Origin of the sequence: Sporolactobacillus spathodeae (assembly GCF_016908935.1) — a bacterium.
Classification (GTDB): domain Bacteria; phylum Bacillota; class Bacilli; order Bacillales; family Sporolactobacillaceae; genus Sporolactobacillus; species Sporolactobacillus spathodeae.
Genome location: NZ_JAFBEV010000025.1, coordinates 1 through 20,564 on the forward strand (window position 1 = coordinate 1; position 20,564 = coordinate 20,564).

General features: G+C 45.0%; 20 protein-coding genes and 1 pseudogene. 8 read left to right on the top strand and 13 right to left on the bottom strand.

The window, feature by feature from the left end:
• Nucleotides 1-63: 63 nt before the first annotated feature.
• Nucleotides 64-585: a GNAT family N-acetyltransferase gene (locus tag JOC27_RS11195; RefSeq protein WP_205007387.1), complete on the bottom strand. Its 522-nt coding sequence runs from the start codon at nucleotides 583-585 to the stop codon at nucleotides 64-66.
• A 257-nt stretch (nucleotides 586-842) separates the two neighbouring features.
• Here JOC27_RS11195 and JOC27_RS11200 point away from each other — a divergent pair, with 257 nt between their 5' ends.
• On the top strand, nucleotides 843-1,217 hold the full coding sequence (locus tag JOC27_RS11200; RefSeq protein WP_205007388.1) for a hypothetical protein: 375 nt from the start codon (nucleotides 843-845) through the stop codon (nucleotides 1,215-1,217).
• A gap of 129 nt (nucleotides 1,218-1,346) precedes the next feature.
• Here the strand turns inward: JOC27_RS11200 and JOC27_RS11205 are convergent, their stop codons facing one another.
• From JOC27_RS11205 to JOC27_RS11220, 4 genes and pseudogenes are all read right to left on the bottom strand, one after another.
• Nucleotides 1,347-2,798, bottom strand: a complete 1,452-nt coding sequence (locus tag JOC27_RS11205) for an NADP-dependent glyceraldehyde-3-phosphate dehydrogenase (protein WP_205007389.1) — start codon at nucleotides 2,796-2,798, stop codon at nucleotides 1,347-1,349.
• A 505-nt stretch (nucleotides 2,799-3,303) separates the two neighbouring features.
• Entirely contained in the window at nucleotides 3,304-3,522 is a 219-nt protein-coding gene (locus tag JOC27_RS11210) for a hypothetical protein (RefSeq protein WP_205007390.1), read from the bottom strand.
• An 83-nt stretch (nucleotides 3,523-3,605) separates the two neighbouring features.
• Nucleotides 3,606-4,091 (bottom strand): annotated as a pseudogene (locus tag JOC27_RS11215) (dihydrofolate reductase); the annotation flags it as partial.
• Nucleotides 4,085-4,879 (bottom strand): thymidylate synthase, encoded by a 795-nt coding sequence (locus JOC27_RS11220; RefSeq protein ID WP_205007392.1) that lies wholly within the window; start codon nucleotides 4,877-4,879, stop codon nucleotides 4,085-4,087. The pseudogene JOC27_RS11215 and the gene JOC27_RS11220, both read right to left, overlap by 7 nt.
• 159 nt (nucleotides 4,880-5,038) lie before the next feature.
• Here JOC27_RS11220 and JOC27_RS11225 point away from each other — a divergent pair, with 159 nt between their 5' ends.
• The 3 genes from JOC27_RS11225 to JOC27_RS11235 all read left to right on the top strand — a co-directional run bounded on the left by JOC27_RS11225 (nucleotide 5,039) and on the right by JOC27_RS11235 (nucleotide 7,297).
• Nucleotides 5,039-6,013 (top strand): hypothetical protein, encoded by a 975-nt coding sequence (locus JOC27_RS11225; protein ID WP_205007393.1) that lies wholly within the window; start codon nucleotides 5,039-5,041, stop codon nucleotides 6,011-6,013.
• Nucleotides 6,010-6,810 carry a protein-glutamine gamma-glutamyltransferase gene (locus tag JOC27_RS11230; RefSeq protein ID WP_205007394.1) on the top strand — a complete coding sequence of 267 codons (801 nt, stop codon included), beginning with the start codon at nucleotides 6,010-6,012 and terminating at the stop codon, nucleotides 6,808-6,810. Before JOC27_RS11225 ends, JOC27_RS11230 begins: the two co-directional genes overlap by 4 nt.
• A gap of 121 nt (nucleotides 6,811-6,931) precedes the next feature.
• Complete coding sequence (locus JOC27_RS11235; RefSeq protein WP_205007395.1) at nucleotides 6,932-7,297, top strand: YhjD family protein; 366 nt, start codon at nucleotides 6,932-6,934, stop codon at nucleotides 7,295-7,297.
• A gap of 130 nt (nucleotides 7,298-7,427) precedes the next feature.
• Here the strand turns inward: JOC27_RS11235 and trhO are convergent, their stop codons facing one another.
• Complete coding sequence (gene trhO / locus JOC27_RS11240) at nucleotides 7,428-8,363, bottom strand: oxygen-dependent tRNA uridine(34) hydroxylase TrhO (protein ID WP_205007396.1); 936 nt, start codon at nucleotides 8,361-8,363, stop codon at nucleotides 7,428-7,430.
• A gap of 200 nt (nucleotides 8,364-8,563) precedes the next feature.
• On the opposite strand from trhO, the gene JOC27_RS11245 reads away from it, so the two are divergent.
• Nucleotides 8,564-9,829 (top strand): BaiN/RdsA family NAD(P)/FAD-dependent oxidoreductase, encoded by a 1,266-nt coding sequence (locus JOC27_RS11245; protein WP_205007397.1) that lies wholly within the window; start codon nucleotides 8,564-8,566, stop codon nucleotides 9,827-9,829.
• Nucleotides 9,830-9,991: 162 nt separating this feature from the next.
• On the opposite strand, the gene JOC27_RS11250 is transcribed toward JOC27_RS11245, so the two are convergent.
• Entirely contained in the window at nucleotides 9,992-11,677 is a 1,686-nt protein-coding gene (locus JOC27_RS11250; RefSeq protein ID WP_205007398.1) for a formate--tetrahydrofolate ligase, read from the bottom strand.
• A 158-nt stretch (nucleotides 11,678-11,835) separates the two neighbouring features.
• Here JOC27_RS11250 and JOC27_RS11255 point away from each other — a divergent pair, with 158 nt between their 5' ends.
• A complete protein-coding gene (locus JOC27_RS11255) occupies nucleotides 11,836-12,261 on the top strand; it encodes a reverse transcriptase-like protein (protein ID WP_205007399.1) in 426 nt (141 codons plus the stop codon).
• Complete coding sequence (locus JOC27_RS11260) at nucleotides 12,258-13,196, top strand: DMT family transporter (protein ID WP_205007400.1); 939 nt, start codon at nucleotides 12,258-12,260, stop codon at nucleotides 13,194-13,196. Before JOC27_RS11255 ends, JOC27_RS11260 begins: the two co-directional genes overlap by 4 nt.
• 220 nt (nucleotides 13,197-13,416) lie before the next feature.
• Here JOC27_RS11260 and JOC27_RS11265 read toward each other — a convergent pair whose 3' ends face one another.
• The gene (locus tag JOC27_RS11265) at nucleotides 13,417-13,644 is read right to left on the bottom strand and encodes an IDEAL domain-containing protein (protein ID WP_205007401.1); all 228 of its coding nucleotides are present in this window, start codon (nucleotides 13,642-13,644) and stop codon (nucleotides 13,417-13,419) included.
• A 323-nt stretch (nucleotides 13,645-13,967) separates the two neighbouring features.
• Nucleotides 13,968-15,455: a degradosome RNA helicase CshA gene (gene cshA / locus JOC27_RS11270; protein ID WP_205007402.1), complete on the bottom strand. Its 1,488-nt coding sequence runs from the start codon at nucleotides 15,453-15,455 to the stop codon at nucleotides 13,968-13,970.
• A gap of 555 nt (nucleotides 15,456-16,010) precedes the next feature.
• Between cshA and zwf the strand changes: the two genes are divergently transcribed.
• The gene (zwf, locus tag JOC27_RS11275) at nucleotides 16,011-17,477 is read left to right on the top strand and encodes a glucose-6-phosphate dehydrogenase (protein WP_205007403.1); all 1,467 of its coding nucleotides are present in this window, start codon (nucleotides 16,011-16,013) and stop codon (nucleotides 17,475-17,477) included.
• A gap of 146 nt (nucleotides 17,478-17,623) precedes the next feature.
• Here zwf and dat read toward each other — a convergent pair whose 3' ends face one another.
• The 4 genes from dat to JOC27_RS11295 all read right to left on the bottom strand — a co-directional run bounded on the left by dat (nucleotide 17,624) and on the right by JOC27_RS11295 (nucleotide 20,382).
• Nucleotides 17,624-18,478, bottom strand: coding sequence for a D-amino-acid transaminase (gene dat, locus JOC27_RS11280; RefSeq protein WP_338062806.1), 855 nt, complete (start codon nucleotides 18,476-18,478; stop codon nucleotides 17,624-17,626).
• Nucleotides 18,479-18,600: 122 nt separating this feature from the next.
• Complete coding sequence (locus JOC27_RS11285; protein WP_205007405.1) at nucleotides 18,601-19,362, bottom strand: SGNH/GDSL hydrolase family protein; 762 nt, start codon at nucleotides 19,360-19,362, stop codon at nucleotides 18,601-18,603.
• A gap of 23 nt (nucleotides 19,363-19,385) precedes the next feature.
• The gene (locus JOC27_RS11290) at nucleotides 19,386-19,907 is read right to left on the bottom strand and encodes a GrpB family protein (RefSeq protein ID WP_205007406.1); all 522 of its coding nucleotides are present in this window, start codon (nucleotides 19,905-19,907) and stop codon (nucleotides 19,386-19,388) included.
• A gap of 352 nt (nucleotides 19,908-20,259) precedes the next feature.
• Entirely contained in the window at nucleotides 20,260-20,382 is a 123-nt protein-coding gene (locus JOC27_RS11295) for an FbpB family small basic protein (protein WP_205007407.1), read from the bottom strand.
• Nucleotides 20,383-20,564 lie beyond the last annotated feature (182 nt).

Below are 20,564 nucleotides of genomic sequence, written 5' to 3' on the forward strand. Positions count from 1 at the left end.
ATAAAGGAACATGGCTGGAAGTAAGAACAGCGTCCCGATCCATCCTCAGGCGCTAATCCGAATTTAATTCTCCGAGAAACATTTTACACATAGTTTTTCACCGATTGTGCGCGTTAATTCCAATTCATGCGCAATCGCAATTCCATTTTCAGCATAAAGAGGGATTTCAGGTTTTATTTTCCGAGCACGAGTCACAGCATGTAAATGCAATGCGGAGAGCGTAAAGCCCCGTTTTTGATAAAACGCAAGCGCTCGCAAATTATCATTGGTTGTTACAAGATAAATCTGGTCCACTCCTTGTGCGGCGACCCTGTGAACATAAGCGTCTAATAACGCGCTCCCAATTCCCTGATTTTCGATAAAACTGTCTAAAGAAAGCAATTCTGATCTATCAGACGCATCCATTCGATAGGTTAGCATGCCAATGATTTCCGCCTGACTTCTCGCAAGAAACCCTTCCTGTTCCGTTAAATTGTAAACCGTATCGTGAACAACCATCGTTTCACTGCCCCAGCTATGGATAGCAAGGCGCCTCATTTGATCGTTGTCGCTCTGCCTAATCGGTTCAATTTGCCATGAAAACATAGGCTCACATCCATTTTTATAATTTCAGCGAAAAAAATACAATGCTATCCTATCGTTCTTTAGGATAATTGAAACCCATGATTCGATCAAAAACAATGGCCAGGTGCCCATGCCCTTTTGACATCTTTGCATACATTGACATTAGGCGTTGGCGCACGCTTTTCAGTCATGTTCGATGCAATAAATAACGTTGCCGACAATTGTCATTAGAAAAGCAAACATCGCCAGTTAGTGGCATAAGGAGGAGAAAGATCAGTATGGCACAATACAATGACCTCGTTGCTTTCATGAACCAACCGGTCGAAATTCAGTTAGCCGATGGAACGACACAAGTTGGCATTGTTGAATCGGTTGATCAGGAAACGGTTTTTCTCAAACCGCTTGATACAAATGGTACCCAGGCAGAGCAGCCAGAGATGCGCGACTCTCGCTTTATCGGCCCATTTTTCCCAGGAGCCTTTCTCGGTGGATTTGCCGGCGGTCTACTCGGCGTTGGCCTCGGCAACATCGTCGGCGTTCGTCCCGGTCCGTGGTGGGGCGCATGTGGACCCGGACCATGCGGGCCTTGGGGACCTGGTGGTTGGGGACCCGGGCCTTGGGGGCCTGGACCTTGGGGGCCACGTCCTTGGTAAGGATTAGACTAGACGGGGGATTACCCCCGTCTATTTTTGGGGACAAGCTGTCCATTCACTCGAAACGCTTGCACTAACTAAAAAGAGGCGCCACTTTTCAGCAGCACCTCTTTTGTCATTAATTGCATTTTATTTCAAATTAAGAACAGTAACTCTCTGACGTGACATCGAAACAAGGCTGTTGTGAATGCCCTGTACCCCCATTCCGGAAGCTTTGACACCAAGGAATGGGAAATGATCCGGTCCACGTTCGGTACGTCCGTTGATTTGAACAGTGCCTGCCTCAACTTCTTTGGCTACGGCAAATGCTCGATCAACATCCTGAGTGAAAATGCTGGCCTGAAGTCCGAATTCAGATTTATTGGCGATCGCAATCGCTTCTTCGTCTGATTTGACACGAATGATAGGGAGTACCGGACCAAATGGTTCAATCCAAGCAACATCCATTTCTTCAGTAACATGATCCAACAAGGTCGGATAAATCAAATTGTCTTTGCGTTTATTACCAGCAACAAGTGTCGCTTGCTTTGCAAGCGCGTCATCAATCAGGCTTTGAACAAAGTCAGCCGATTTGTCATCGATGAGCGGAACAACCGTGCTGTCTTCTTCCGGTGAACCCACAGAAAGTTTTTCAACAGCTTCCTTCAAACGAGCAACGAGTTCGTCAGCTACTTTTTCGTTGACCAAAACGCGTTTGATCGCTGTGCAACGTTGTCCGGAATAAGAGAACGCACCGTTCATAATGCTGCTGACCGCAACATCCAGGTCGGCATCGTCGCAAACAATTGCTGGATCTTTGCCACCGAGTTCCAAAACGAGTGGAATCATTGCTGATTGCTTGGATAAATGACGACCCGTGCTTGATCCGCCAGTGAAACTGATCATATCAATACCCTTATGTTCCACCAAGTAATCACCGATAACTGATCCACGCCCCGTTGTCAGACTGAGCAAACCTTTCGGCAGTCCAGCCTTATCCAAAGCTTCAATCATCTTGATTCCACTGATCGAACCTTGTGTTGCGGGTTTGAAAATAACAGCATTTCCTGCCATCAACGCCGGCGCGATTTTCGATGCAGCAAGGTTAACCGGATAGTTAAATGGGCTAATCGCCAATACCACACCCAACGGCATACGTTCAACAATACCGATTTTCTTTTGCGGACCGCCTGGGAAACCGTCTCCGCGCAAACTTTCGCCATGCATATGCAGCGCTTCTTCAACCGTATAGCGGATTAAGTCTGCCGTACGAACAACTTCCTTGACGGAATCTTTATACCCTTTACCCACTTCATGCATCACAGCAAGGGCAATTTCTTCTTGATTATTAACCAGTTCATCAGCCCAAGCGAGCAGATAACTGCCTCTTTTACTAAGAGAAAGGCCTGCCCATTCTTTTTGTGCTTGATGCGCATTCTTAATTGCTTGATCCACTTCATTTTGCGTTACAGCCTGAACGTATCCGATTGTTCGCCGCAAATATGGAGACTGAATCGCGATTTTCTCGCCTGACTCACTTTGCTGCCATTCCCCATTCAGATACGCCAGGTAAGTGGTCAACTCGGAAACATTTGAACCCATGTTAATCATTTCCCCTTTGTTTGCCAATTTACCTTATGGTTACCTTACTGCTTTCCACCAGATCCGGTCAGACGAAATATATTTTCAAATCGTATTCGTCTGTGTACATCAAATTTTCGCACGAAACTGCTCGGATAGCTAATAATCTGCTCACAGCATTTCGCACGATACCTAGGATTGGTAAAAGGATACTGCTTTTTAGTTTAACCGTTTAATTATTCTTTTTAAAGGAAAAAAGCTGCTTTGTCAACAAATATATTTTATCTATTAACCATATCACAATAAATAATTTTTCATTACGCAGCGAAATATTTGTCGCTATTTTGCCACAATTCGAAAAGGAATCGATCACTGGTCACCTTTTCAGATCGAAAAGGTGACAACTATCGATAGTTTGCCCTTTGGGACGTCCGACCATTCCTCAGGTTGCGTAAAAGCTTGTCCGCTTGCCTGCAGGATTTAAACGGCGCCCGAGCGCCGCTATTTTGATCGAACGAAGCAATAGTCAGTATGCCTCATCTTCTTGTCGATCGATCAAGAGGAAAAAGGGGGCAGCCATCAATGCCAGAACAATCAGTGGAAACCAGAATAACATAAAAAGTAAAAATACTGGGAAGGTTAATTTCCCCCATTCGCTTGAGGAAGGGAGAACACCGAGTAATCCGGACATGATCAGCCCAATGATTCCGTAGCACAGGCCCAATTGGCTAACAAATGCGAGCATATCTATCACTCCGTCACTCTTTTTTACATTTTATGCGTTAAGTGACGGAACGTGAAAAGCGTCCATTTCATCGAGCAGCGGATTCAGCGACGCTCATAAATTTCAAATGTGTGCGGATAAATATTTTGCGCGTTCAGAAGCCCCGGTTCTTGCGAAATCAACTGCCATTCATCTGGATGAAAAGAACGGAAATACGTATCCCCTTCAAACTCTGCATGGATACGTGTAAGGTAAAGCCTGTCTGCCAAAGGTGCCAGCGTATCAAAAATTTGTGCCCCGCCGATAACAAAGCATTCCTTGCCGAAACAGACACCACTCTGCAGCAGTTCATCGAGCGAATGGAGCACGTCGATCCCTTTGATCATTGGTTGGCTACGGCTGAGTACAATATTTTTTCTGCCGGGAAGCGGTTTACCGATTGATTCAAAGGTTTTTCTACCCATAATGATCGAGTGCCCCATGGTTTTCTTCTTAAAATAGCGCAAATCATCAGGCAAATGCCACGGCAACTGATTCTTGCGACCAATTAGCTGATTGGCATCCATTGCCAGTAGAAACGAAATCATACAGACACCTCGCCTTTGATATGCGGATATGGGTGATAATCTTCAATGATGAAGTCCGCGTAGTCAAAGTCATCAATCGACGAGAGCTGTCGCGCAAAATGAAGACTGGGCAATTTTCTTGGCGCGCGTGTTAATTGTTCCTTCACCTGAGGCAGATGATTCAGATAGATATGTGCATCGCCGAGGGTGTGTACAAAATCGCCAACCTGAAGTCCGGTCACATGTGCAATCATGTAAGTCAGCAATGCGTAGGACGCAATATTGAACGGAACACCAAGGAAAATATCAGCGCTTCGCTGGTAAAGCTGACAGCTCAATTTTCCATCGTTCACATAGAATTGAAACAAACAATGGCAGGGTGGCAAAGCCATCTCGTCAATTTCCGACGGATTCCAAGCAGACACAATCAGGCGACGAGAATCCGGGTTTGTCTGAATTTGCTCAATGACCCTGCCGATCTGATCGACCGTTTTGCCGTTTCTCCCTGTCCAGGAACGCCATTGATGGCCGTAAACTGGGCCAAGTTCGCCCTTTTCGTCTGCCCATTCATTCCAAATACGCACGCCGTGCTCCTGAAGATACGCGACATTCGTATCCCCCTTCAGAAACCAAAGCAATTCATAAATAATCGACTTATAATGCAGTTTCTTTGTTGTCATCAGCGGAAAGCCTTCCTGCAGATTGAACCGCATCTGATGGCCGAACACACTGATCGTTCCCGTCCCCGTTCGATCCGATTTCTCGTGACCTTCTTCCAAGACCCGGCGGCACAGGTTCAGATATTGTTCCATTAATACTTTCATCCTTTCCCAAACAATTCATAAATCTTAGTGTAGCATAACTTGTCCGAATGCGGGAAGAATGAATCCCTCTCTTGCCTGGTTTGATTCATATTTGTTTCGCGTGTACATAAAAATGATAGGAAGAGATGAAAGACAGGAGGGATCGCGATGCCCGCAGCACAAAGTAATCCGTTAAATGAGTGGCGGCATGATCAGCCGGGGGTGCTCCTTCATAAATGGACCGAATACATTCGTGATAAACCGGAACAAGCATTCCATTTCATCAATGATCCGACTGTGGAATTTCCAACTGTGTTTATCCTGAAAGATGCGCTCGATTTCCGCAATGCCGAACTCGATTCGCGTGTCAAAATTTCCCTTGCCCATACGCGTAATATTCTTCGTGGCGCTGATATTGGATTTGATGCCGATACATCATTTCTGGATCAACATGATCAAGTCGTCGATTCCTTGTCTTGGGTACTGAAGTCGGGTTGGAACAGCATTCTATCAACCGATTATACCCAAGTCATTGATCAAACGGCGATCCAACTTCTGTTGATTTATCATCATGATGTGATTAAAGAAATGGCGGATTTGATTATGTATCGCTATAAGAATAAGAGTCAGCGACATTATCTGATCAGCGCTTTGCTCGAATCAGCAGAGCCGCGACTGCTCGTCTATTTGGCCAATTACCTCTTGTCTGATCAAACTATTGAAAGTGATTATGCCCGCAAAATGCTTGGATTCATACCCGAGGTACGTCATGCCGCAGACTCACGGGCTGCTTTTCTCGCTTTTGAGTCCTGGTATGAAACGAATGAACATTACCTTGTCTACACAGGTGAAACAAACGATGCAGTACCTGGTGGCCGTCCATTCCGCATTCATTATAGTGCCAAATATCTCGGCAAATCAGTCAATGGCAAAACTGGTCAGCCAATTCAAGACATGCTGCCAATTGAGAAGGACAATTATCATCAATTTATTCAGCTACCCGATCGCGTGCAAGTCAGTTTGTCGGCGTATTCTGCCCAACTTCGGCAGCTGCAGCCGAAAACATGGCGTCAATGGACAAATCAGCCGCTTGCTGAGCAGATGGCAGCATTCAAATTGACATCCGGAGGTATGGGGACATGATTATTGCTGCAAATGAAGAGCTCAGTGCCAATATGTCCAGCCACTTCTCCGGTGCCGGTAATTATGCCACCGCGATCTTTCAGGCAATGGTGGCTTCACCTGAAGTCTTTACTTTTCCAACAATGCGTGAACTTGCTTTTGAAATCAAATGGCGCAACGAAACGATCGAAAGTGCCAAAGCACTTTACGCTAGTGGCGCAGCTTTTGCCACCTTTTATTATTCGATGTGTAATATGGATTATTGGAATTTGACAGGCGATGGCGGCTTTGAATTGAAGCCAAGACGGCGTCCAGCTGACGCCATTCGTGACATTTTTATTCATGGGGAAGATTATGCCTTTGAATGCGCGACCGCCATGATGATTATATTATACAAGGCGCTCCTTGGCGTCATTACCGATGAACGCTTCAATGACGCCTTTCAGCATCTTTACCTCTGGGATTGGCAAAACCACCCTTCCATGCAGCTTCGCAACAGCTATCGGGTAGGAAATGGCATTCCTGGTGACATTCGCTATTTTAAAAACCCAGAAGTCAGCCCGCAGACACCGCAATGGCAGGGGGAAAATGTCGTTGATCTTTCGAACGGTCTCTATTTCGGACACGGAATCGGCAGCATGCCTGCCAATCAGATTATCACTGAGTTAAACAAATACCGCCGTCTGGGCGCGCAAACATCTGCCTTCCTGATGCCCACTGCTACTCGTCCAGATTACTTGGCGCTTTCGGCACTTGCTGACGGCCAGCGAACTGATCATATCCGAATCGCTGCAGGCTCTTCTTTTTACACGCTTTAAGTGTTGGCTCTGCATACGCCTCTTTCGTAGAATAAATCGTAATCAAATTCTGTCTTTTTCCTATATTTAGCATTGATATACGAACATTTATTCGCATATAATAAGATAGAGGTGATGCAAGATGGATGCCAGTCAATTGACAGAAACGGAGAATAGAATCATCCAACGCTATATTTTCCTGCCGATGATCCGTTTGGCACTGGAACGTGATCGACAAATCATTGCCGCATCGACCGTGAAATTTCGTACGTACTATCTAGATTGGATTGATGACGCGATTCACCGTGTGATTCATGACCTCAGAATAACTAAGGATGAATTGTTCGATCACCATATCCATATGACCCGCCATAACTGGTTGGCGTACCAAGCTTATACACGGGGCAGAGTCTTTGACATTGTTTATCAGAAAAGCGTAGCCGGAGACTGGATCTATGAACGGATGGATCGTTACTTAAGCGTAGCAAAGGCGTCAAGCAGCGATTAATCCTTCTCCTATAAAAACCACATTAGTCCCAATAAAAAAGCACCTCCATTGTTAGAACGAGCCCTAACAAATAAAGATACTTATTTCTAATTGAAATGATTTTGTTGTCACTAAAGTGGTTACTTATTACCTAGCGTGCGACGGATACTTCTCCGTGCGCGTGTTCCTGTGCCCAACGGTTGCGCGGATGGCAGCGACATTCGTCGCTGCATGAGCGGTGGTATTTCTCCTCGCAGGCTTCACAGCAAATATACTGCTTATTGCATTCCGGATTGGCACAATTGACGATCCGATCGCACGACTTTCCACAATGATGACAGTGACCGACGATGACGTCCTCTTCGGTTCGATTGACCGGAACAGAGATACGTTGATCAAACACGTAACATTTCCCATCGTAAAGTTTGCCTTGAACGTCAGGATCCTTGCCGTACGTGACAATACCGCCGTCAAGTTGTGACACATCACTGAAGCCAGCTTGAATCAAGTAGCCGCTGAATTTTTCGCAGCGAATACCGCCTGTACAATAGGTCAGTACCCTTCTATCTTTCTTGTCAGCTAGATTCTTTTCAATCCAATCTGGGAGATCACGAAAGTTTTTGATCGCCGGCAAAATGGCATTCCTGAAGTGGCCGATCTGTGTTTCATAAGTGTTACGCGCGTCAATCACGATCGTATGCTCATCCTGTAGGGCTTCAAGAAATTGCGCTGGTTTCAGATACTTGCCGGTCAGCTGATGCGGATCGATATCGTGATTCAGCTTCAGAGCAACAACTTCTTTACGCGGGCGGACGTGCATTTTTTTAAACGCATGTCTTTGAGCTGGATCAACTTTGAACGGCATGTCCGCGAATCGCGGATCGGCGTGCATCGTTTCTCGATACAACCTTGTTTTGTCAATAGGACCAGAAACCGTCCCGTTCAAGCCTTCCTCAGCCACAAGGATACGTCCTTTAAGACCAAGCTGGTTGCAGAAATCTAAATGTGCTTTGGCAAATGCCGCTGGATCGTCTATCCGTACATATTTATAATAAAGCAGGACTTCATACGCCGCATTTTCTGTCATTCTATCGCTCCCCTTAGGCGGCACTCCTGATCCTGCCGCCTATATATCCATGAATTATCCTTCAATAATCCTACCAAAAAAATTCAATTGTGACAAATGTCACATCGTATTCCTTTATTTATTGAAAAAACATGAAAACCATTCGTTTTTCTGATAAAGTGGATGAAGGAATTCGTGGAAGAATGTGAGGCAATAAGAAGATGACTTATGACGTAATTGTGATTGGCGGCGGTCCTGCGGGTCTAATGGCTGCTGCGGCGGCAGCTGAAGCAGGCGCACGCACGCTTCTGCTTGATAAGGGCAACAAACTGGGGCGCAAATTGACTATCTCAGGCGGCGGACGTTGCAATGTCACCAACGCGATGCCGGTTGATCAGCTTATTCGACACATCCCAGGAAACGGTCGTTTTCTCTATAGCGCGTTGTCAGCGTTCGACAATCAGGACATCATCGCTTTTTTTGAAAAATTAGGCATCAAATTGAAAGAAGAAGACCATGGGCGTATGTTTCCTGAATCGAATCAAGCGGCCTCGGTTGTTCACGCACTAATCAATAAATTACATGCACTCCATGTAACGATCGAAACGGATGCAGCGGTCGCTACAGTGCTTTATGAAGGCGGACGGACGACAGGCGTTAAGCTCGCATCAGGAGGAAAGATTGGCGCCCGCCAAGTGATTGTGGCAGTCGGCGGCAAGAGCGTGCCACAAACTGGGAGCACAGGCGATGGTTACGCATGGGCGAAACAAGCCGGTCATACAATTACCGAACTTTATCCGACGGAAGTGCCGCTCACATCAAACGAAGCGTTTATTCAGCACAAGAGGCTTCAGGGGCTTTCACTGCGTGATGTGGCTGTCACCCTGCTTGCGCCGAACGGCAAGCCAATCATGACGCATCGTTGGGATATGCTATTTACCCATTTTGGTTTATCAGGTCCTGCGATTCTTAGACTTAGCCAATTTGTTGTCAAGGCGCTGAAAAAATATCCAATAAAAACAGTCAGCATTCGCATTGATACCCATCCGGATTTAAGCGAAGATGCGCTGACGCAGCAATTAGAGAAACTTACGCAGGCAGAACCCGACAAAGCACTGAAGAATATCTGGAAACCACTCGCCCCAGAGCGTTATCTTCTCTTTTTAATGGAACAGCTCGCACTCGCGTCTGAAACAACCGGCCGGCATTTGCGACGCGAATCCATCCGACAAATGGCAGTATTGCTCAAAACGTTTACCGTGCAAGTGAACGGAACGTTGCCAATCGAAAAAGCTTTTATCACCGGAGGCGGGGTCTCCCTCAAAGAAATTGATCCGAGAACGATGGGGTCACGATTTATGCCTGGCCTTTATTTCTGCGGCGAAATTCTTGATATAAACGGCTATACCGGCGGCTATAACATTACCGCAGCGTTTACCACCGGACATGCTGCGGGAGTCGAAGCTGCCTGTCAGGCAGGCTTCTGACAGTTATTTGAAAGCCCTTGATGGCTACAATACATTCGGGAGTCCGTATAGGTGTCTCCTCACTCCGCTGACATCTGAAAAATCCCCTTGACTGTAAACATACATTACTACGTCAAGGGGATTAATCATTCTATCTATTCGATCACCGAACGATCTATTCCGTTAAAAAAGTCCGGTTACTTTTCCATCTGCGGTAACATTCATGTCCAATGCCGCCGGATGTTTTGGCAGACCGGGCATTGTCAGCACACTTCCGGTCAAGGCGACAATGAAACCTGCACCGAGCGATATTTTCAATTCGCGCACGTGCATCGTGAAATCGTGCGGCCGGCCGAGCAATTTCGGATTATCCGAGAGCGAATACTGGGTCTTTGCCATACAGACAGGGAGCTTATCCCATCCGTTCTTTTTAAACGAAGCCAGTTGCCGGTTTGCCTTCGATGAGAATTCAACCTTGGCGCCACCGTAGACTTTACGGACAATCGTTTGAATCTTTTCTTCTATCGAATCATCCAGAGCGTAAAGCGGATGATAATGGTTTTCTGTTTCCTCAATGACTTTTGTGACCATTCGGGCCAGGTCTTCACCCCCTGCGCCCCCATCTTCCCATACTTTGGACAACGCCATCGGATGATTGTTTTCAGCACACCATTCATTCACGAGCGCAACCTCACGATCCGTATCCGTGATAAAATGGTTCAACGCAATCACATAAGGCAGTCCAAAAGCACGGATCGTGTCAATATGACAAGCCAAGTTCTCCATACCAGCTGCCAGAGCATCAAGATTTTCATCCTTCAATTCATCCTTAGTCAATCCACCATGCATTTTCAAAGCACGGATCGTTGCCACAATCACCACGGCGTTCGGCGTAAACTTGCCGGCACGTGCAGTAATGTTGAGGAATTTTTCCGCGCCAAGATCTGCACCGAAACCTGCCTCGGTAACAAGATAATCGCCGAGTTTCGCGCCGAGTTTCGTGGCTAAAATGGAATTGCAGCCGTGGGCTATATTGGCAAATGGGCCCCCGTGAACAAAAGCTGGTGTGTTTTCCAACGTCTGAACAAGATTGGGATGGATCGCTTCTTTCAAAAGGAGGGTCAGAGCGCCTTCAACCTGCAGATCTTGGACGAAAACCGGTTCTCCATCATATGTATAGGCAATCAACATACGGCTGAGGCGTGCTTTCAAATCTTCAAGACTAAGCGATAAACATAAGATCGCCATAATTTCAGACGCGACCGTAATGTCGAAACCGTCCTCCCGCGGTACGCCGTTCGTTTTTCCACCGAGACCAATAATAACGTGACGCAACGCACGATCATTTAAATCAAGTACTCTCTTCCAGACAATCCGTCTTGGGTCTATATTGAGACTATTCCCTTGATGAATATGATTGTCAATAAAAGCTGCCAGCGCGTTGTGTGCGGTCGTAATTGCGTGAAAATCACCGGTGAAATGGAGGTTAATATCTTCCATCGGCACAACCTGCGAATAGCCGCCACCTGCAGCGCCGCCTTTTAATCCCATTGTTGGTCCGAGCGAAGGCTCACGAAGCGCGATCACGGTTTTTTTGCCAATCCGGTTCAATGCCTGTCCGAGACCAACAGTTACCGTAGACTTTCCCTCCCCTGCAGGTGTCGGATTAATAGAAGTCACAAGAATAATTTTTCCGTCTGCATCAAGTTTTTCTAGCAGATGTGCAGAAACTTTCGCTTTGTAGCGGCCGTAAGGTTCCCACTCCGATTCGTTTAGTCCGAGTTTTTCGGCAATAGAAGCAATCGGCGTCAAAACAGCTTCTTGGGCAATTTCAATGTCCGACTTGACGGTTTTTGATGATTCTGACATGTCCTTAGTTCACCCCAAATTTTTGCTTCAATACATTCTAAGCTTTATCATAGCATATCAAACCGCAAAAACGGACAACGATTGTTATTTTACTTTTTCAAGTGTTGTTGTATGCTTAATACTATCTTATTATTGTTGTCTGCTAGGAGTGAACTCGTGTGATCGAGGTCTATTTTGATGGCGCATCGGGAGGCAATCCAGGGCTCTCAGGTGCTGGTCTGTACATCAATCTCGGCGATGGACGCGAAATCCGCCGCTCTTATCCGCTCGGCGAGCGAGCGAATAATCACGAAGCGGAATTTGCAGCGCTTGTTGAAGCGCTCCGTTTTTGCCGCGAACAGAATTATCGTACCGTTTCTTTTCGTACAGATTCGCAGCTTGTCAATCAAGCCATTGAAAAGCGCTTCGTGAAGAAAAGCATCTATGCGGCGTATCTCGAAACAGCGCTGCGCCTGATTGACCAATTCGACCTATTCTTCTGTAAATGGATTCCCGACTTACAGAATAGAAACGCTGATCAACTAGCCAGAGATGCGATCCTTAACCAGCTGAGACAAACAGAAAGCGAGGACCCGCACCCTTGAACCGGAAACGCGTACTATTTGCAGACAGTGCCCTCCTCGGCATCACATTCGTCTGGGGAACCACTTTTATTGTCGTTCAGAATACGCTAGCAAAGCTTCCGCCGTTGTCTTTTAACGCCTGGCGTTTTCTGACCGCCGCCATTCTTCTTCTGCTTTGGCAGGTATTCCTTTCCAAGAAAAAGAAGGACAATGTAAAATTATTTTCGAATCAATTAGTTGTCACCGGATTTATACTTGGCATTTTTCTTTTTATCGGTTATATCTGTCAAACGATCGGCTTGCTTTATACATCCGCATCGAATGCCGCCTTTATCACCGGGCTGAGCGTCGTCCTCGTCCCTATTTTTTCAGCGCTTTTGCTGCGAAAAAGGCCGCCGATACAAGCGATCATCGGCATTATTCTGGCAACTTGCGGCCTGTTTTTCCTAACAACAAAAGGGTCCTTTTCACTAAACCGTGGCGATCTGATTGTTTTTATCTGTGCCGTTGCATTTGCCCTTCAAATTGTTTTCACCGAAAAATATACACTGCAATTCAGTAGCCTACCACTGACGGTTATTCAACTCGGAACCGTTGCTATTCTTAGCTTTATTTTCAGCGGCATAATCGACGGAGCAAAATTATTTGACTGGCAGACGTTGCTGATGCCTGATGTTATCATCGTCATTCTCTTTATGGGACTCGTCGCAACTGCAGCCGCTTTCCTTTTGCAAACGATTTTACAGAAAGAAACACCCGCAACTCACGTCGGCATTATTTATATTATGGAACCGGTATTTGCGGCTTTGACCTCACTTGCTTTTCAGCATATGGTGCTTGGATTCAGCGAACTATGCGGTTGTCTGCTGATACTAGCTGGCATGTTGCTTGCTGAATGGCCAATGAATCGAAGCCGACTTGAAGCAAAACCAGCAAAACTGAAAAAACGGAGCTAAATTTAAGCCAACACCACATTTTTCGCTGGCGTCACACATTGCCTTTTCACCAGAGAAACAACGTTAAAAAAGAGAATCCCTCAACTAGGATTCTCTTTTTTATGTTCGTTTAATTATTGTGAGACGAGGAATAACCTCTGACGATTGCAGAATTTATAAACTGCCGAATTTTCGGGAGCATCATACGACCATCTTTCTCATATCAAAATCTGTCGCGCAGTTAGCGGACCAGTGCATTGTATTCTTCTGTCAACTTCATAAAACGTGCTTCATCCCGAGAATCAAGACTTTCGTCAATGTCAGCTTGTAATTGTTTGACCTTCTGCTTGAATTCCATTTCATCCAGGATCATTTGGGCATACATTTCGACAACCGAGACCTTCGCTTGTTGTTCTTTGTAGAGAACAAGCGCCTTCGTATTCTGCTGAGACGAGTGATCGTTGTTCATCATAAATTGCCCCCTTTGCACTTTTTAACATTCTACACTACTTTTCAGAAAGTTTCAACCATTCTCATTCAATTTCTTTAACTTTTCCCACAATTTTGATAAATAATTTTTATTTGACTTTTAGTCGTTGGATGGGGCTTAAGATATGAAAAATTTGGCTTAGTCAAGTCCTTTTTCAACAATTACGCTTCGGTTGCTCGCTTGCCGCGGGCACCATAGCATACGCCCACATCTCACATACATAAATTTCATGGCAATTGCTTAAAAAGGGAAGAGGCTGGAGTTGCAGCCTCTTCCCCTTTTATGCTTGATTCAATTAGAAATTAATAATTATTCGATTTCTGTCGTTCTTTACCACGGTAGCTATTGCCATGGCGTCGATCGTTGTCACGGTTCCGTGAATAAAAGCCGCGACCGCCGCGATCCCGATTGCCGCCGCCGTTGTGGGAAGCACGTTGTTGGGAACGACCCCGATTATTACTGCCTCTTTTGACGCTAAGCGGTGCTTCATGCGTCAGACGAATCGGTGTCGTGTCGGGTTCCTTGGTCAGCACTTTAAGCGCTGCGGCAACCACATCTTGCGGGTCATTGTCGGACAAGAGTTCTTCCGCACGTAATTCGTAGGCATGATAATTATCTTTTTCCAATGAGCTCTTCAGCGTCTCAACAGCAACTTTTTGCTGACCAAGCAATGCTTCTTGGTAGCTTGGCATCTGAACCTGCTTCATCGGCTGTTTCGTCAATTTTTCAATCATCCGCAAATGTGGGAACTCGCTCGGGGTGATAAAGGTAATCGCCATTCCCGTTTTACCGGCACGACCGGTTCGGCCAATACGGTGCACATAACTTTCCGGATCCTGAGGCAGGTCAAAATTATAGACATGGGTGACATTGCTGATATCGAGACCACGTGCCGCGACATCTGTTGCAACGAGTAGTTTCACTTCATCCTGTTTGAACCGACGCAGAACCAAATCACGTTTGGATTGGGTCAAGTCGCCGTGAATACCCTCTGCTTCATAACCGCGCTTTTGCAAAGCACGCATTAATTCATCAACCCGGCGTTTCGTCCGTCCGAAAACAATGGCGCGTTCCGGCAACTGAATATCAAGGAAACGTGTCAATGCATCAAACTTTTCCGCTTCCCGTACTTTAACATAGTTCTGTTCAATCAGAGAAACGGTGAGTGTTTTCGCTTTGATTTGAACTTTTTTCGGTTCTTTCATGAATTTTTCCGCCAGGTGCTGAATCGGTCCTGGCATGGTTGCTGAAAACAGGAGTGTTTGACGTTCTTGCGGGGTATTTTCCAGTATTTCGTGGATATCGTCAATAAAACCCATATTCAGCATTTCGTCTGCTTCATCGAGAACAATCATTTTAATATCGCTCAGACGGATGGTCCGGCGTTTGATATGATCAAGTAAACGTCCTGGTGTCGCTGAAATAATACTTGGACGCCTTTTCAGATCGCGAATCTGCTTCTGAATATCCTGGCCACCATAAATAGCGACAGTCCGAACTTTTTTATAATAACCGATCGCATTCAATTCATGGGCATTTTGAATCGCCAATTCTCGTGTTGGCGTTATAACAACGCCCTGAATCTCAGCTGCATCTGGATCTGCCTTTTCAATCATCGGAATACCAAAAGCAGTTGTTTTTCCCGTTCCAGTTTGGGCCTGGCCAATTAAATCGACTCCGGTTTCGGCAACAGGAATGGATTGTTCCTGAATCGGCGTCATCTCAGTAAAGCCCATCCGTTCCGTTGCTTTCAGTATTTCTTCACTAATGTTAAGTTCTGAAAATTTCATTAACTAATAAAGTCTCCTTTGAGTTCTTCTGATATTTATCATATGTTTAGGCATTCCCCGCAAACGGACGGAAAATGCCTACGACACAGTGCATGCACATCATGTTTGCTTTCATGAGTAAACCTCTTCCATCCCTAACGTACCTAAGCAGTTATTTTCACAATACCATGTAACGCGTTGAATTGCAACGAATTGAATTAGTCTGTAAACACTTTCAATGGACTTTGGCGCTGATTTTTAACATCTCTCGCTTTTTTTATCAGGCTTTGTTAAAATCTTGTGTTGTTCAGCCATTGCCTTTTGGTCAGAAAAACAACAATAAATTTAAACGTATCCTTTTATTAAGTATTACCTATTCTGAAGCATCGATTAATTTGCCATCATTGATCGGCCCAATGATTATTGATTTAAAAAAGTGCTTTCGCGGGCGCATTATTAATGCTATATTTAAGTGTGGCACATTAGTACATAAGTGCGATAACATTTATTGAGGATATTGCACGCCGAATATGATACGATAAAATCATACAGAACGAGGAACGAGGGACATTGAAGATGGTCGATACCGAGAGAGAACCGGTTCTTATTCTGATGTTTGGGGCAACAGGCGATCTCGCTTGTCGCAAACTCTACCCGGCTCTTTTCGAGCTTTATAAAAAAAACCATGAATTCGCAGTCATTGGTCTTGCCAGACGTCAGCACACACACGAGTCCTATCGCAGCATGATTGATCGCACATTGGACCAAAATTCGGAACAACGGAGAGACTTTTTGGAGCGCTTTTATTATCAGCCTCTCGATGTTGGTCAACCCTATCATTTCGCCTTGCTGAAAAACATTGCTGAACAAATTGATACTAAATATAATCTGCATGGCAATCGAATTTTCTATTTGTCGCTTGCTCCCCGCTTTTTTGGAAGTGCGGCGGAAAATTTGAAAAAAGCAGGCATCACCGAAACTCAGGGTTGGAAACGTGCGGTCATTGAAAAGCCGTTTGGTCACGATCTAGCTTCGGCAAAGGAATTAAATGAACAACTGCTGCGCGTTTTCGATGAATCAGAAGTTTACCGTATTGACCATTATCTTGGCAAAGAGATGGTTCAAAATATTGAGGCACTGCGTTTTGCCAATCCAATTTTTGAATCCATTTGGGATCACCGGCATATTGCAAATGTACAGATCACGCTCAGCGAAACGCTTGGCGTTGGCGATCGAGCGAGTTATTATGATCAGACTGGTGCATTGCTCGATATGGTACAGAATCACATTCTGCAATTATTGATTTTGACTGCTATGGAGCCACCGAGTCGTTTTGATACGGAAGATATTCGTCAGGAAAAGGTAAAAGTACTGAAAGCGATTCGTACGATGTCCCGAGACACAATCGCAAATGAACTCATTCGTGCGCAGTATAAGGCCGGCGTCATGCCGGACGGCACGAGAATCACCGGATATCACAATGAAAACAATATTGATACGGATTCAAAAACCGAAACATTTGTCGCCGCCCGCTTTTTTGTCGACAATTACCGTTGGTCTGGCGTTCCTTTTTATATTCGCACAGGAAAAAGAATGGCTGCAAAATCAACAGAAATTGTCATCCAGTTTAAAGATATTACGCAGAACCCTTTTTTCTGCCAGCTTCATAAAGCAGGACCCAATTTACTGGTGATTCATATTCAGCCCGACGAAGGCCTGTCCTTGAAGCTGAACGTCAAAGAATTCGGCGAAGCCGGCGACACAATACCGATCTCAATGAACTTCTCGAACCATCATGACAGCAAATCCAGTACACCTGATGCCTATGAACGCCTGATTGGGGATTGCCTACGTGGCGATTCAACCAATTTCACGCGTTGGGATGAAGTCGCTTATTCTTGGACACTCACTGACTCTATTGTCGCCGCTTGGAATGATATCCCGCTTGATTATTATGAGGCCGGAACAATGGGTCCATCATCATCTGACGAGTTATTGGCAAGAGACGGTTTTTGCTGGTGGCCGCTTACAAAGATGGAGTAAACAGGAGCAACTTGCCCCATTTCATAACATTCAAAAAGGTTTCGCTGACCAAGTTCTGATCAGCGAAACCTTTTTTATACGTTTGTATAAGATTTCAATGGATATAAAAAGGATACATCCGACGCTTCACTCAATTTTCAATAAGTTCAAGACAAAGCGCCGGCCTTGACACGCTCCACTTCAGCTGAAAAAGCCGTAATTAGACGCCGTGTAATTGGGCCAGCTTCTCCATCCGCAATTGTCTGATCACCAATTTTAACAACTGCTGTCACTTCTTTGCCTGTACTCGTGATGAATACTTCATCTGCCGCAAGCAATTCATCAACTGTATAGTCACGTTCGATAACAGGTATCTGCAATTGTTCTGCCAACGCGAAGACGAAACGGCGCGTTATGCCGTTTAGAATAAAGTTGTTGGCTTCATGGGTAATTAACTGTCCGTCTTTGACAATAAATACATTGCATGATGTGCCTTCTGTAACCGTATCGCCTCGATGCAATATCGCTTCATCAGCGCCCGAATCAACTGCAGCCTGCTTTGCTAGTACATTGCCGAGCAAGTTAAGTGTCTTAATATCGCAACGCAGCCAGCGAATGTCATCCGCAAGAATTGATGAAATGCCATGAGTCCTATCCGGGTCGCGAACCATTTCGGAAGCCGAACCAGTCAGCACAGGCGTCACGCCCTTTGGAAAATCGTGCTGGCGATGGTGGGCGCCACGTGTAATCTGGAAATAAACCAGGCCATCGTCAATCCCGTTACGTCGAACCAACTCTTTGATGTTTTCGGTCAGTTCGGCGGCGCTGTACGGAAGGTCCAATCTGAGTTCGCGTGCGCTGCGTACCAACCGTTCCATATGCCAGTCCATAAGGAAAAGATTGCCATTATAGACACGAATTGCTTCGTAAATGCCGTCTCCAAATTGATAGCCACGATCTTCCATATCCACAAGCCCCTGCTCGCGTTGCAAAAATTTATCCTGATAAAGTATCACTGACACAATCTTGTCCCCCTTAGAAAAACGATTCCTCATTTATTGTTAGTATATTCGATAATTTTCGAACAAACAATCATTATTTTGCTTTGGAGTCGCACAATCGGGGCAATAGAGACAATCCAAATTTACCGATTGCTTCGAATTGCATCGAGCAATCTGGCACTCATCTGGCCGTACCCTGCCTTATTCGGGTGAAAATGGTCCGAATAAAGCAGCTTATCCCCTTTTCCAGCAAAAATGTCCTTTGTTGCGATAAAAGTGGTGTCAGGGAACTTTGCAGCAATTTTTGCACTGTCGCGATTCCAGTTATCCAAAATAGGTACAAAATCTTTATTCGCTTTACCAAAGTAATCTTCAAAGGGATTATAAAGGCCAAAGAAATAGACATGTGCATGCGGATTCAATGAATGGATATTCGTGAGTATCCTTCTTAAATTTGCAGTGTAGCTTTTTTGTCGGCTTGTAAAATCTGATGCTTGTAAATCCATAAAATGTGCGCGCAGGACGCCAGCAATATCGTTCCCGCCAATTGTCATAAAAATCGTGTTCGCATGCTTCACAGAAGCTTGAACTTCTTTTCTTTGTAAGACTTTCAGAAGATTGTCTGTGGTATCGCCCATATGCCCGTAATCAGTGAATGTCACTGTCTTTACCACTTTTTCTTCTCTCAAAGCAGTTGCTGTCAGACCGGCGTAGCCTTTATCTTTTGGATCACCAACACCTTGTGTTAATGAATCTCCCAAAGCAACAATGCGATAATGATAAGAAATTGCTTTGTGAGACGTCTTCCTGGTGTTCGGTGTCTCTTTAGAAACATTAAAAAAATAAATGAGAGCAGTTGCTGCAAACAGCAGCAACATTGCGGAAATTACATACTTCTTAATCATTATTCACCTCAATGGAAAATCATTCATTGGTTATACCACCATGATAGTGCTTCATCCTCAATCCGCCGGATAGCTGCCTCTTTTCCGGAAGAATAGCTGTCACGATCATCTGGGAACGCCTCTGCCAATTGCTGCTTCAGCGCACCGTATAATTCTGCTATATCCGGATGCGTTCGTAAATAGTCTCGAAACGCTAGATGGCGGACGACATCTGGCGATCCCTCCTGATAAACGTGTACCTGATAGCGATATTCACCAGATTCATCCAGCTTTTGAAATAAGTATCGTCCCGAATTTCCGTTAGCTACAAGCGATTGATAGCTTGCTTTCTCCATCTCTTTAAACGGGATATACGACTCATCAATTCGGACGACTTCCAGCAAGATATCTATCGTCGGTTTGGCGCATAGATTTGCTACGGCAGTACTGCCAATATGATGGATGGCGGATAAATTTGGCTGGAAAATTCGGGTCAGCCGAGTCGCCTCGACATGAAAATCTTTTTCCCAATTGTTCTGAAAAGGAATAACTTTAACCTCACTCACGATTTTTCTTCTCCTTATTAGTGTTTCAGCAATTATTCTATCATGAGGGGCGCCTTCGAAAGGCTCTTTTGAAAAAAAAACTATTTTTATTGGATTGTATCCTAGCGATCCTCCATATTATCCTAAATAAAAATACGCTGAAATATTGTGCGTGCATGAGGAGAAATGGACATAAGCATTCAGCATGATTTGTATTCAATGTGCTTCGTCTACTCGCTTGCCGCGGGTGTCCGTGCGTCTTTACTCCATTTTTTGTGCAGAGTCGAGTCATATGCCGTCATTTCCAAAAAAAAAGAGGGGTGAGGTCAAAAATCGACTACTCACCCCCCTTTCTATATTTTTGCCACAGCCTCTATTCCTTTAGGTCATGGCGCTTTTCGATCTTTTCCTCAATCTGTTCCAGCATTTTTTCGCTGTCAAGAATTTCTAATTTATTGATTTTCATCAATTCTTCGAACGAATATTTCTTCTTCATTTGACTCACATCCTTTCTCGCACCATCTATTTTACAACTATGTGAATTTTCTTATAGTTATATTTTTTCCCTAATTCTGAAATATAAAACGTTTTATTCATTCAAAATCAGGTCAATAATTATTTCAGGTCCTTCTCTTGCCACAACCAGTATCTACTAACAAAATCTGCTAAAATGAGAAA